5 protein-coding genes and 10 pseudogenes are annotated in these 13,345 nt (G+C 62.5%); 7 read left to right on the forward strand and 8 right to left on the reverse strand.

The window, feature by feature from the left end:
• Positions 1 to 58 precede the first annotated feature (58 nt).
• Positions 59 to 1,158 (forward strand): annotated as a pseudogene (locus tag AC0WRY_RS38585) (ISNCY family transposase); the annotation flags it as partial.
• Between the two features lie 302 nt (positions 1,159 to 1,460).
• On the opposite strand, the pseudogene AC0WRY_RS38590 reads toward AC0WRY_RS38585, so the two are convergent.
• Positions 1,461 to 1,745, reverse strand: a pseudogene (locus AC0WRY_RS38590) (integrase core domain-containing protein); the annotation flags it as partial.
• Positions 1,746 to 1,787: 42 nt separating this feature from the next.
• Here AC0WRY_RS38590 and AC0WRY_RS38595 point away from each other — a divergent pair.
• Positions 1,788 to 3,147, forward strand: a pseudogene (locus AC0WRY_RS38595) (IS30 family transposase).
• Between the two features lie 40 nt (positions 3,148 to 3,187).
• Here AC0WRY_RS38595 and AC0WRY_RS38600 read toward each other — a convergent pair.
• Together AC0WRY_RS38600 and AC0WRY_RS38605 are read right to left on the reverse strand one after the other, a co-directional pair.
• Positions 3,188 to 3,814, reverse strand: a pseudogene (locus AC0WRY_RS38600) (IS3 family transposase); the annotation flags it as partial.
• Positions 3,815 to 5,181 (reverse strand): annotated as a pseudogene (locus AC0WRY_RS38605) (IS110 family RNA-guided transposase).
• Positions 5,182 to 5,698: 517 nt separating this feature from the next.
• Here AC0WRY_RS38605 and AC0WRY_RS38610 point away from each other — a divergent pair.
• From AC0WRY_RS38610 to AC0WRY_RS38620, 3 genes are read left to right on the forward strand one after another with little or no spacing between them, the layout of a single operon-like run.
• A complete protein-coding gene (locus AC0WRY_RS38610; RefSeq protein ID WP_164935788.1) occupies positions 5,699 to 6,559 on the forward strand; it encodes a tyrosine-type recombinase/integrase in 861 nt (286 codons plus the stop codon).
• A gap of 9 nt (positions 6,560 to 6,568) precedes the next feature.
• Positions 6,569 to 7,762, forward strand: a complete 1,194-nt coding sequence (locus AC0WRY_RS38615) for an IS91 family transposase (RefSeq protein WP_128929833.1) — start codon at positions 6,569 to 6,571, stop codon at positions 7,760 to 7,762.
• Positions 7,759 to 7,998 carry a hypothetical protein gene (locus tag AC0WRY_RS38620; RefSeq protein ID WP_128929832.1) on the forward strand — a complete coding sequence of 80 codons (240 nt, stop codon included), beginning with the start codon at positions 7,759 to 7,761 and terminating at the stop codon, positions 7,996 to 7,998. Before AC0WRY_RS38615 ends, AC0WRY_RS38620 begins: the two co-directional genes overlap by 4 nt.
• A 328-nt stretch (positions 7,999 to 8,326) precedes the next feature.
• Here the strand turns inward: AC0WRY_RS38620 and AC0WRY_RS38625 are convergent.
• A pseudogene (locus AC0WRY_RS38625) lies at positions 8,327 to 8,446 on the reverse strand (ATP-binding protein); the annotation flags it as partial.
• Between the two features lie 510 nt (positions 8,447 to 8,956).
• On the opposite strand from AC0WRY_RS38625, the gene AC0WRY_RS38630 reads away from it, so the two are divergent.
• Together AC0WRY_RS38630 and AC0WRY_RS38635 are read left to right on the forward strand one after the other, a co-directional pair.
• On the forward strand, positions 8,957 to 9,343 hold the full coding sequence (locus tag AC0WRY_RS38630; protein ID WP_128929831.1) for a recombinase family protein: 387 nt from the start codon (positions 8,957 to 8,959) through the stop codon (positions 9,341 to 9,343).
• 49 nt (positions 9,344 to 9,392) lie between these two features.
• Positions 9,393 to 9,752 (forward strand): hypothetical protein, encoded by a 360-nt coding sequence (locus tag AC0WRY_RS38635; RefSeq protein WP_128929830.1) that lies wholly within the window; start codon positions 9,393 to 9,395, stop codon positions 9,750 to 9,752.
• A 6-nt stretch (positions 9,753 to 9,758) separates the two neighbouring features.
• On the opposite strand, the pseudogene AC0WRY_RS38640 reads toward AC0WRY_RS38635, so the two are convergent.
• The 4 pseudogenes from AC0WRY_RS38640 to istA form a co-directional block, all read right to left on the reverse strand.
• Positions 9,759 to 9,899: pseudogene (locus AC0WRY_RS38640) on the reverse strand (ATP-binding protein); the annotation flags it as partial.
• 265 nt (positions 9,900 to 10,164) lie between these two features.
• Positions 10,165 to 11,188 (reverse strand): annotated as a pseudogene (locus AC0WRY_RS38645) (IS110 family RNA-guided transposase).
• An 82-nt stretch (positions 11,189 to 11,270) separates the two neighbouring features.
• Positions 11,271 to 11,772: pseudogene (locus AC0WRY_RS38650) on the reverse strand (ATP-binding protein); the annotation flags it as partial.
• Between the two features lie 11 nt (positions 11,773 to 11,783).
• A pseudogene (gene istA, locus AC0WRY_RS38655) lies at positions 11,784 to 13,245 on the reverse strand (IS21 family transposase).
• Between the last annotated feature and the right edge of the window lie 100 nt (positions 13,246 to 13,345).

Raw genomic sequence — 13,345 nt, forward strand, 5'->3', positions numbered from 1 at the left:
CCGTGTCGCGAGGGGGGCAATTCCTCGTGTCGTCAGGGGGTCAATTTTCCATGTCGCCCGACAGCGGCACGCGACGCATTCCCTGCGTCGCAGGGCTCCAATAAGGACGTCGGCAGATTGGAATGATCCGGCGCCCGGATTCGTCGAGGCCGACCTTGTCGCGCATAGCGGTCCATCTGCGCGCGGCAGCTTCATCCAGACCCTCGTGCTCACCGGCATTGCTACCGGCTGGACGGAGTGCGCTCCTCTGATCGTGCGCGAACAAACGCTGTTGAGCACGGTGCTGACGGAATTGCGCAAACAATTGCCTTTTGCGCTGCTCGGCTTCGATACTGACAATGATACCGTGTTCATGAACGAGACGCTGAAAGCCTACTGCGAGGCGGCCAACATCGTCTTCACGCGTTGCCGGCCCTACCGAAAAAATGACCAGGCGTTCGTCGAGCAGAAGAACGGCGCCGTCGTGCGCAGGATAGTCGGCTATCGTCGGTTCGAGGGCGCCTGGAAGCGGCCAAGCTGCTGGCTGAACTCTATCGATCGGCGCGGCTGTTCGTGAACTTCTTCCAACCCTCGTTCAAATTGATAGCCAAGCAGCGCGACGGTGCCCGTGTACGCAAGACATACAGCGCGCCGGCTACACCACACCAGCGCCTGGCAGCGGACGCCCGCACGCCTGACGCTGTCCGCCATCATCTCCAAGAAATCTATGCCGCCCTCGATCCAGTCGCGTTGTTGCGCGACATCCGCGACGTGCAGGAGCGCCTCGCGGTCCTCGGGGACACCCAACCAATCGGCCATCCTGCTGCGGCATCGCAATCGATCGATCGCTTCCTGGCAAGCCTGCGCACGGCCTGGAAGGACGGAGCTATGCGACCGACGGATCGGCCACTCGTGAAGGCGGAGAGAGGCCGACGTCGTCCCGACCCGCACATCCGAGCAACGCCAGAGTTGCGAAAATGGTTTGAAACCGAGCCTTGGCGGACTGGCAGCGAACTGCTCTCGCGCTTGCAGGAGGAATATCCTGGAGCCTATCCGAACAAGCTTCTTCGAACGCTTCAACGTCGGCTGAAATCCTGGCGCAGCGAGCAAGCGAACGCGCTGCTGTTCGCTCCTAGCGAGAAAATGCCGCCAGGGTACGAGGTCACAACACTCCAATGACGTGCGAGGTACCAGCGGAGGAGGCCGGGCGCTCCGAAACCCCGGCCATCTCCGCACCCGGTCTCCTCCTCAACTCAAGCCAGGAGCAAAATAAATGAGGCAACCGATCGCACCCGGGAGCATCAGTACATGAGGCAATACGCGCTCTCATCCTGATTGGCGCGCTATAGGCTTTGTCAGTCCTAGATCAAGTGGCTCCGAAGGCGTCGCATGGATGAACAATCTGGCGTGTCTGTTGAGCGGCTCGTGCATTCTAAACAGAAACACGTGACTGAGCTGCTGCCGGTTTGATGGACACCCGGTCAAGCTAATCCCACCTTACGCCCGAACTCAACCGGGCTGAGATAGCCGATGGTCGAGTGCCTGCGCGTCGTGTTGTAAAATCGTTCGATGTAGTCGAACACATCGGCGCGTGCCTCGTCTCTGGTTCGATAAATCTTGTTGGCCGTACGCTCGGTCTTGCGCGAGGAGAAGAAGCTTTCCATCGCCGCGTTGTCCCAGACGTTGCCGGAGCGGCTCATGCTGCAAACGATGCCGTTGTCGGCCATCAGGCGCTGGAACTGCTCGCTTGTGTACTGGGCGGATTCAAGCGGTCGTCGCAACACCTGAACGAAGGAGGTTGCGATGGGATTCGAAAGCGACGATCACACCGTTCTGGACGGGCGCCGTTGCCGTCACGGGGACGACCGCCGGTAGCGGGGCGATCTGCACTCCAGCGATTTTGGTTGGGGATCGCGCAGGGGATGACCAGCGAGGATGCTGCATTGGCGGCTGGTATGTCGCAGCCTGTCGGAACCAGATTGTTCCGACGCGGGCGGCATGGCACCAGCGATGTTCAGTACTTCGACCAAGCCGCCGTCCGGGCGGTACCTCTCGTTTGCGGAACGTGAGGAGATTGCACTTCTTCGCGTTCAGGGCCTTTCGAGCCGCGAGATCGGGCGCCGACTTAGCCGATCCGTCTCGACTATCTCCCGTGAGCTACGACGCAATGCCGCGACGAGCAGCGGCGGCCTGGAGTATCGTGCGTCGACAGCCCAATGGCACGCCGAGCGATCGGCCCGTCGACCCAAACCGAGCAAGCTTGCGCTCAACACAACCTTGCGCACTTATGGGGAGCAGCGCTGGCTGGCGTCGTCACGACCCTGAGTGGCGCTGCCGTTCCTGGTCCCGCCGTTCCGTGGAAGGGCCGCCCGCCCGCGCAAGGATCGGCGATGGGCCAGGGCTTGGAGCCCAGAGCAGATTGCCCGACGCTTGCCGATCGACTTCCCGGACGACAAGACGATGCGCATCAGCCACGAAGCCATCTATCAAGCCCTCTTCGTTCAGGGGCGGGGAGCGCTACGCCGCGAACTGTCGGCCTGCTTGCGAACGGGGCGCGTGTTGCGGGTACCCAGGGCGCGCGTACGCAGGCGAGACAGGAGCTCTGTCTCGCCGGAGATCATGATCAGTCAACGCCCCGCCGAAGCGGCCGATCGCGCGGTGCCGGGTCACTGGGAGGGAGACCTCATCCTTGGTCTTGGCAGCTCGGCGATCGGCACGCTGGTTGAGCGTACGACGCGCTTCACGATGTTGCTGCATCTTCCCCGGCTTGCGGGGCATGGCGAAGCTCCGCGCATGAAGAATGGGCCTACTCTCGCAGGGCACGGAGCTGAAGCGGTGCGCGACGCGATTACGCGCACCATCATCAGCTTGCCCGAAGAGCTGCGTCGTTCGCTGACCTGGGATCAGGGAGCTGAAATGGCTCAGCACGATCGTCTTAAGATCGACGCGGGTGTCCAAATCTACTTCTGCGATCCGCACAGCCCATGGCAGCGTGGCACCAACGAGAACACAAATGGGCTGCTGCGTCAGTACTTCCCGAAAGGCACCGACCTTATCGTCCACGGCGCCGACGAGATCGCCGCTGTGGCCGCGGCCCTCAATGCTCGACCGAGAAAAACCCTGGGTTGGAAAACGCCGGCAGAGGCCCTTGACGAGTTGCTATCGTGAGTGAACACAATTGGTATTGCGACGACCGCTTGAATCCGCCTTGGCTGCCCCGGTCGGAGTGATGCAACAGCGCATCCGGCTTGCCGCGTCGCCAGACGACCATCAACAATGCGTCCGTCACGAGCTGTGCGGTCATGGCGGCACTCATCGACCAGCCCACCACGCGGCGCGAGAACAGGTCGATCACCGCTGCGACATAGAGCCAGCCTTCGGCCGTCCAGAGATAGATGAAGTCGGCGATCCATTTCTGGTTGGGACGCTCGGCGGCGAACTGCCGGTCAAGGAGGTTCGCCGGTACGGTCTCGAGCTGTCGATCGCCGCTGTCCTTCGGCAAGCGCCGACGTCGCGGCCGCGCCCGCAAGCCTTGCAGCCGCATCAGCCGCTCAATCCGGTGCAGGCCACAATCCGCCCCTTCGGCGAGCAGGTCGCGCCACACTCGGCGTGCGCCATAGGTGCGGTCGCTGGCGGCGAAGCTGGCCTTGACCTTGCCGCCGAGCTCCTCGTCGCTGCGGGATCTGGCGCTGGGCGAACGATTCAGCCAAGCATGGAAGCCCGACCGCGACACCCCCAGCGCATCGCATAGCCATGCCACCGGCCAGATCGTCCGGTGCTTCGCAACGAAGGGGAACTTCATGTCGCTTCCTTCGCGAAGTAGGCTGCGGCCTTCCTAAGAAACAGCCGGATTGGCGTCGCCCGGGATGGCCTGCAACACGAAGCCTAGCGATTTCGCCCGGCGCTGTAGGTTGGCGAGGACGCGGCTACGATATTGCTGCTCATATTGGTCGGCGCCAGGATCCTTGTAGCTCATGCCGTGCCGGAGTGTGTTGTAGAATAAAACCGCAATCTTGCGAGCCGTCGCCGTCACCGCCTTCGATTTACCCGCACGTGCTGACAACCGGCGATAGAATGCTCCCAGCGCTGTCTCGCTCCGCCCCACGGTTGTGGCTGCCAAACGCAACAACGCAGCTGCGCGACTTGAAGATCTCCGTGTGCGCGAAGACAGCACCTTGCCGCCGGAGATCTTGTTGCCGGGTGCGAGGCAGAGCCAGGAAGTGAAGTGTTTGGCGCTCGGCCATGCCGTTAGATCGATACCGCACTCGCCAATGAGCTTCAATGCGAGCGACGGACCCAACCCGTGGATCTCAGTCAAATCGACGCCCCGCACTCTGTACAGTGCGGTCCTGACATCGAAGGTGGGGGTGTTGACCTGCTTGGTCTTTACGCGCGGCTTGGCTAGGTTTCCGACCGGTCTTGCTCCTTTGGTGTTCAATGCACTGATCAGGACTTCGAGCTTGCGATCACAGTCGAGCATCTTTGCCTGATAAACGTCGTAGAGCTCCAGTGATTGAGCTAACGCGAAAACATGTTCGTGGCGGTCATTGCCTACGAGCGCTGCGCGGATCGTCTCGATCGATGAGTGGCAGCGCACGTCCCGATAGGTTGCCGGGACGTCGGGATTGCGTTCGCCTGCAACAATGGCTCGGATAATCCGCATGCCGGTCGCGCCGGTGATATCCGACACAACATGATGGAGCTGCAGGTTCATCTCCATCAGAGCCTTTTGCATATGTTGGATATGGGCGGCAGCATATTCCACGAGCCGCTCGCGCTGGCGTAGATAGGCTCGCAACGTTGCGATCTCGGCATCGGTCGGAAGCTGCCCCGTAACAGGCCATAGGAGTGGAGCTGGCGTAACCAAGCGGCATCGCTGAGATCGGTTTTACGGCCAGGTACATTCTTGGCGTACCGCGCGTTGACCAGAATGACCTCAAACCCGCGCTGTTCTAGGATCTCGTAGACTGGGATCCAATAGACCCCAGTGGATTCCATCGCGACACTGGTCACGCCGCACATCTTGAACCAGTCCGCCAGTTCATGCAGGTCTTGCGTGAATGTGCCGAATGCACGCACTGGCTTGTCGGTGCAGGCCGGGTTTACCGCGGCCATGTGCATCTTTGATCCGATATCGATAGCGGCCGGGCTGAGGTTGACCAGCTTTAGGTCCGGGCCGCGGTCGGTTGTCCTGTTAGGCATCGCAACTCCTCCGTCCGATGATGGGCTGGAGGGTCAGGGCTATGCCAATTTGTCATCTTCCTAATCGGGATCGCCGTCGAAACGGCGTCACCACTCTCAAGTCCGCATGCGCCCATGGACCACGTTTTTTAACGGGGACAGTGCCTCCAATAAGCTGACGGCCGCTACCCTCCGAGCTAAAGGATAGCACAAGGCTGTTTCTATCCCGCGCAGGCGCGCCACGACGCTGGACAGTTATTTAGGATATCCCGCTCGGCCTTCAGCTTGGCGACCTCACGGCGCAGCCGCTCGATCTCCTGCTGCTCCGGCTTCATCTGCCCGTGACCGGGAAAGGCCTGCACCGGGTCGGAGCCGAACTTGCTGATTCCAATGATCTCGCCGGGGTGTACCGATTTGATCTCGCCCAGGATTGAACGAACCCGCTACGCGGCAGTAGGGGGCAAACCTGCTGAACTGAGGTGTCCTGTCTGAGAGGATGTTGGTCTTCGCACCACCCCTCTCAAGACAGGAGACCCAGATGGCTACGATGAGCCCTCTTCGGCAGCGCATGATCGAGGACATGACGGTCCGCAATCTGTCGCCGTCGACTCAACAATCCTATATCTATGCGATCGCAAAGTTTAGCCGCCATTTCGGCTATGCCCCGGACCGGTTGAGTTTCGAGCAGGTCCGCGCCTACCAACTACATCTCATCGGCCAAAAGCGCTCGTGGTCCCACATCAATCAGGTGGCCTGCGCGCTGCGGTTCTTCTACGGCGTCACACTCGGGCAGACGGAGGCATTCGAGCGGATCATTGGTGGCCAGAAGCCCGACAAGCTCCCGCTCGTGCTTAGTGCCGAAGAGATCGAGCGCTTCCTGGACGCGGTTACAGGGGTGCGCAATCGCGTCGTGCTGGCGACGGCTTATGCGGCTGGCTTACGGGTTAGTGAAGTCGTCCGCCTGAAGGTGAGCTCGATCGACAGCAAGCGAATGTTGATCCACATCGAGAACGGTAAGGGCGGCAGGGATCGTTACGCGATGCTTTCTCCGCGACTGCTGGAGATTCTGCGTACGTACTGGATGCGAGCCCGACCGGGGCTGTGGCTATTTCCAGGCCAAGACCCAAGTGAACATGTCAGCGTCCGCTGCGTCCAGGCGGCCTGCCGCGCCGCCCGCCGCCGCGCTCGGCTTGCCAAGCCGATTACTGTCCATACGCTCCGGCACTCGTTTGCGACCCATCTCCTGGAAAGCGGGATCGACATTCGCATCATTCAAGTTCTGCTCGGACATGCCGACCTGGGATCGACCGCGCGCTACGCTCAGGTTGCGACCAACCTGCTCGCCCGCACGACCAGCCCATTCGATGGACTCTCCGTCAGGGTGATCCCACCCGACTGAGCTGCGCATATGCGCCCCGTGCTCGAGGTGGCGGACATCCTCCGCCGCCACGGCGGCGCCTTCCGTGCCGCGCAGGGTCCTCGGCTGTCCTCCGATCAGCGCCGTGTGATGGCGGCCATCGAGGCGTGTCGCACAGCGACGCTCGGCGGCCACGTCGAGCGGTGCGACGACTGCGGCCTGGTCCGCGTCGCCTATAACAGCTGTCGCGATCGGCACTGTCCAAAGTGCCAAGCGCTCGCGCGCGCCCAATGGCTCGCCGAGCGCCAGGCCGACCTGCTGCCGGTCCCCTATTTCCATGTCGTCTTCACCGTGCCGGCGCCGGTGGCCGCCATCGCGCTGCAGAACAAGACGGCGGTCTACGACATCCTGCTCAAGGCAGCAGCCGAGACGATCCGTCTCATCAGCGCCGACCCGAAGCATCTCGGTGCCGAGACCGGGATGATCGCCATTCTCCATACCTGGGGCCAGACCCTGACGCATCATCCGCATGCCCATTGCCTCGTGCCAGGCGGCGGGATCGCCCCTGATGGAAGCTGGGTTCATTGTCGCCCCGGCTTCTTCCTTCCCGTTCGCGTCCTGTCACGATTGTATCGTCGGCTGTTCCTGGAGCGCCTGCAGGCGGCGTTCAATGGCACCAAGCTCCAGTTCTTCGGCCATCTCGCGCACCTCGTCGAGCCAGCGGCATTCGCCCGCCATCTAACCGCCCTCCGCAAGGTCGAGTGGGTCGTCTACGCCAAGCGTCCCTTCGGCGGACCAGAACAGGTTCTGGCCTATCTCGGGCGCTACACCCATCGCGTTGCAATCGCCAACGGCCGGCTCCTTACCTGTGACCAGGGCCACGTCCGCTTCCGGTGGAAGGATTATCGCGCTGGCAACAGATCCAAAGTGATGACGCTCGACACTGAGGAGTTCCTTCGTCGCTTTCTGCTCCACGTATTGCCGAAGGGGTTTCGCCGCATCCGTCATTTTGGCTTCCTGGCGAACGCCTGCCGCGTCGCCAAACTCGCGCGCATCCGAGCGGCGCTAAAGGCGCCAGAGCCGCCTCCGCCTGCCGAAGCTGTCGACTATCGTGAGCGCTGCGCCATCCTCATTGGTCACCGCCTCGACTTGTGCCCCATCTGCGGAGGCCGCATGGTCGAGATTGGGCCTGTGCCGCGTGCGCAAACGCCGCGACGCGCAGCACCTCGCTGCGATACATCATGACCGACTACCTCGACTTGTTCGCTCCCACTGCAGGCATCGCCATGCCGACGTTCTCCGTCGGAACGATCAAGCACGCTCACAACGCGCGGCGAACGGGCGATAGTCAGCCGCTTGGGCTTGACGCGCCGTTCGACGCTATCGACGCCGGCATCCTCTGCTGCCAATATCAACGGCAATCTGCGGCCACACTCGCTCGCGGGCCCGACATCGGGTCAATCGCGCCTACCGGCGCCTAGATCGAGCCCCCATAGGTCCTCGCTCACAAGACGCGGCTTCGTTCAATCCAGCTTCAAATAGGTCCCGCGCTGGACTTGCGGCGAGATCTGCGACGCGGGACCTATTTGAACCCTCCAGTATTCCGAGATGATCTCGCCCACCATTCCGATTTGATGTCGCCCGGGGCGCGAGGCGTTCTGGCTGTCTGGTTTCTGGCATCGGCGAAGCCGCGTGGTCAATCTTGAATCGCGGCTCGACGGGCGGGTTTTTCTGTTGTTCCTGCTGTGGGCATGTGGGCAACGCTCTTGCGTTGTCCAAGCGTAGCGGCATGTCCACAGCGCCACAGGCTCAGGCCTTTCGGTCAGGTTTGCGGGTTCGCCGCATGCTTTCGCCGTTCAGATCGATCCGGTGGGCGTTATGGACCAGGCGGTCGAGGACGGCGTCGGCGTAGGTGGGATCACCAAACACAACAGAGTGCCCCTATTTTGGAACGGGTCGTGTCTCACGTCACGATCACTGACCCGCATCATTTTCTTTTTGGGCACCGGCTTGAGGTGCTGAAGGAGCGGTCGGGGGCGGTCCCGCCTACGTCGTTGTCGCGCTGCCGGACGGCCGGCCGCGGGCAGTTCGGATCGCGTCGACGGATCTTGTCGAGACGCCGATCACGCCTCGCCCGAACGCCGCCGATCTGCCGCGCATCAGTGCCCGTACGCTGATCCCATTGATGCAACATTTGAGCGCGAGTCTGAGCCTTCTCGACGAGAAGGTGATTCGCGATGACCCACCGACCGCTTCCAGGTCGCGTTGCGTATCGACCCCTGCCGATATTGGCAAATCCACCCCGCCGTCCGACGGCCGACATTCCGCGCCTGTGGCCGAATCTGTCGACCGCGACGCAAACCCAGATCGCTCAAATCCTCGCCACGCTGCTGCGGCGAATGCAAGCGGTTCCCGGCACGGCCGGAAGGAGACTGGGTCGTGCTGATCAGCTCGACCGTCGCTGACGAGCGGCTCACGACCGCACACCGAGCCAAGTTGGCCTACGTCTACGTGCGGCAGTCATCCGTGAACCAGGTGCGCCAGCACCAGGAGAGCACCGAGCTGCAGTACCGCCTCGTCGATCGGGCCATCGGTCTGGGCTGGCCGCCGGAGCGCGTCCAGGTCATTGACGAGGATCTGGGCAAGTCCGGAGCTGGCGCTGTGGATCGTCATGGTTTCCAGAAGCTCATTGCCGAGATCGGCCTTGGCAACGCCGGCCTTGTGGTGAGCCTCGACGCTTCTCGCTTGGCCCGTCGTCTGGCAGACCGCCACAACCAGCGAGCATCACGTACAACGGCGCGTTCATACCTACCGCAACTACATTGACATTGATCGGTTGCGGCGACGGATCGTCGAGTTGAATGCTGAACATAAAATGGATGCCGAGATCGCGGCAATCCTCAATCAGGAAGGCTTTGTCGCGGCCCGAGGCTGCGCTTTCAAAGGCGAGAACGTCCGGCTGTTGCGCACCCGCTGGGGCATTCCCACGGTCAAAATCAACGGCGTAGACAAGAATCCGATGCGCTGGCCCGACGGCAGCTTCTCGATTCAGGGCGCAGCGGCTGAGCTTGGAGTAACCCCGCAGACGGTATTCGACTATCTCGCGCGCGGAATGCTGGCAGGTCGTCAGTTAACCAAAGGCCAGCCATGGCAGATCGAGCTCTCAGACGAACAAATCAGTCAGCTTCGCAATCGAGTACAACACACCAAGCGTTCGAAGGAGGAGGCATCATGAAGTCATCGGCTCGCCGATCAGCGCGTGCCATTGATCGATCGGGAGCTGGCTGGTGACGATGGTGGAGCCGCGGCCGTAGCGGTCCTCGAGGATCTCCAGGAGGTCGTGGCGGGCCGCGGCGTCAAGCGGCTCGAGGCCCCAGTCGTCGTATGTGGACGGCCTCTGATGGCAAGCACAATTTGGCACTTCGAACGACTTGGACGGCTGCGATCGTATGTCCGGCGTTTAGCGCGGATCATATCTCCGCTGGCCCTGATGAAGTCCGACAACCAAGGGGTCACATCAAGGATGCGAGCTTTGAGGCTCACACGACTGGTCGGGTTTTCCTGGTTTTCGGTGGCGACCGTTGTCTTTCATCATGCCTTTCTTGCACTTACCAAGCTTATAACTCTTCGATGCGGCTGTCCGACACTCAAAGTTTGGCGAACATCTCGGTGCGGAAGCATTCTCCGGTTTTCATCATTGCCCAGATGATCCGAGCAAGCTTGTTGGCGAGGGCGACGGTCACAAGCCGCGCCGGCTTTTTTAGCCAAAAGCCCGACAATCCAGTCGCGCAAGCCGCCGCGGCGTTTTTCCACAACGTTTAGAAGCGATGTTGCTCCGAGAACGAGTAACTTCCTTATATATCGATTACCCGCCTTGGTGATGGTTCCGAGAGTTGGTTTACCCCCGCTTGAAATTTGCCTGGGCGTCAGACCCAGCCAGGCAGCAAAATCCCGTCCCGAATTGAATACGCTTGGGTCTGGTACACTGGCTGTAATTACCGAGGCAACAAGCTTGCCAACGCCGGAAATTTCTCCGAGCGAACGGCTCGTCTCGCTGAGCGCGTGAGCCTTGGCGATCTCCCTCTCCAAATCATCGAGTGCGCCTCCGAGCGCATCAATTTGCTGACCGAGAACCCTCGCGGCCAGGACAGCGGCGTCGGGAAGAGTCGCATCGCCTTCTGCGAGGCCTAAAGGCTCGTCGACGCGGCCGGTGCCCTTGGCGACGACAAGACCGAATTCGGCCAAATGGCCGCGTAGAGCGTTCACGCTCATCGTTCGCTGTTTGACCAGCAGCTCGCGCGTCTTGTGCCACATCAGGGTCGCTTGCTGATCAGCGCTCTTGATCGGCACAAAACGCATGGCAGGGCGCGAGACCGCTTCACAGATGGCTTCCGCATCGACGGCATCGTTCTTACCTCGCTTGACATAGGGTTTTGTGTAGGCCGGCGGCATCAGAGACACATCGTGTCCCATGGCCTTCAGTTCGCGCGCCCTATAGTGGGCTGAGCCGCAAGCCTCCATGCCAACGCGGCACGGCTCGATCCTCGAGAAGAACTCGCGCATCGTCCGGCGCGTCAGCTTGCGCTTTACGGCTGGTGCATCCTCACTAGACAGCGCATTAATCTGAAAATAGTTCTTGGCGAGATCAACGCCTATTCTAATAAACTTCATCTCGGACGGTCCCCCTTCTTTGTGGCGCTCTGGCGACCACGCCTTGGCACTATGATGCCGTTGAGGTGAGGCCGTCCACACCATCAAAGATGAGGAGATCGACGCGGCCAAGCGCGCGCAGCAGGCGGGAGTGGCGGCCGTCGCCGCGCGCCAAAGCGAGATCGCTAAACAGCCGTGGGACGCGCTGATAAAGCACGGAGCGATTGTCGCGGCAGGCCTTGTTGCCGAGCGCTGAGGCGAGCCAGCTCTTACCGACGCCGGAGGGCCCGCAGATCAAAAGGTGGCGTGGTCGTCGATCCATTGCCCTTCGACCAGCATCGTCAGCAGGCTGCGGTCGAGGCCGCGCGGGGTGCGATAGTCGATGTCCTCGACGCAGGCCTCCTGGCGCAGCTTGGCGTATTGCAGCCGCTTCGACAGCCGCTTGTCGCGTCGCAGCGACGCTTCGCGTTCGAGCAGGAGCGCGAGCCATTCGGCGTGGCCGAGGCTTGCGGCCTCGCCGCCGGCTTCGATGTCGGCGAAGGCGCCTTCGCCATGCCATGCAGGCCGAGCGTGTAGAGTTGATCGAGGGGCGGATGCGTGAGCAAGGCGTGATCTCCTAGTTGTAGTAGCGCGGCCCGCGGTTGTTGGGATGGAGGATCGGCGCGTCGTCCGCGGGCCGCTTGGGTGAAGGCCGCCGATCGAGATTGTTGGCGAGGATCGATTTGACTGAGCCGTAGGTGCGCGCCGATGTGCGAAAGCCCTGCTCGGGGTGCGTGCGTTCATCGAGGATCAGGTCGCACAGCGCGGCGGTGGCCGGCCCGATCGCGGCGGCCTCCTTGCGGATGCGCTCGATGGTCCAGCCGGCGTAGCGCCGATGACTGGACGCCATGTGTTCCGGCACGGTGGTGTGCTTGTGGTTGCCGCTCATGCGCTGATGCGCGGCGATCCGCTCGCCCTTGTGGAATATCTCCACGGTGCGGGCGGTGAAGCGCACCTCGACCTCGGCGCGGACGAAGCGATGCGGGACGCTGTAGTAATGCGCCTCGACCTCGACGTGGTAGTCGATGCTGGCCCGGCAGATCCGCCACTCGGCGAACACGTAAGGGCTCTCCGGCAAGACCCTGAGTGCCGGCCGGTCGATCTCCTCCAGCAGCTTGCGGCGGGTCACGCCGAGCCGCCGGATCGGTCGCTCCTCGTTGAGCCGGGTCATTAACTCGGCGATCGCCGCGTTGACCTCGGCGAGGCTGTGGAAGGTCCGATGGCGCAGCCGTCCGAGCAGCCAGCGCTCGACCATGAGGACCGCCTGCTCGACCTTGGCCTTGTCCCGTGGCCGCCGTGGGCCTGGCCGGCAGAATGGCGGTGCCGTATTGCGCCGCCATGTCGGCGTAGCTGCGGTTGATCTGCGGATCGTACAGGCAGGCCTTGATCACGGCGACCTTGGTGTTGTCCGGCACCAGCAGTGCCGGCACGCCGCCGATCGCCTCGAAGGCGCCGACGTGGCCATCGATCCAGTCGGCGAGCCCCTGCGTCCAGGTCGCCTGCGCGCAGGTGAAGCTCGATGCGCCGAGCACCGCGACGAAGATCTGCGCGGTGCGCCGCTCGCCGGTAAACCGGTCGATCACCACCGGCACGCCGTCGCCCGCATAATCGACGAACAGCTTGTCGCCGGCTGCATGCGACTGGCGCATCGTCGCCGACAGCCGGCCTTCCCAGGCCCGGTAGAGCTCGCAGAACCGCGAATAGCGATACCCGCCGGGTTCGCCCGCGATGTACTCCTCCCACAGGATCGACAGCGTCACGTGCGTGCGCCGGAGCTCGCGGTGCACCGCCGCCCAGTCCGGCTCCGCCTGCCGGCGATGGCCACGCCGGGTGCCGAGACCGGCTCCCGCGCTGGCGAACAACCGGGCTTCCAGCACAGCGTCGGTGATGCCGTCGGGCAATGGCCAGGTCAGCCCCGCCGCTTCAAACCGGCGGATCGTCAACCGCACCGTCGAAGGCACCGTCCCCAACCGCCGCGCAATCTCGCGGGTCGGCATCCCAGCCGACTTCAATCTGATCACATCGCGCACATGGCGCATCGCAAGCCTCTCCGTCGGCATCCAGGTCCCCCTTCGCAACGAAAGGCGGGACCGTATCGGAGCCAGAAGAGGCCTCGTCACCCCGGGTTCGCTCTTGCGA

This window comes from Bradyrhizobium sp. T-12, from assembly GCF_058314695.1.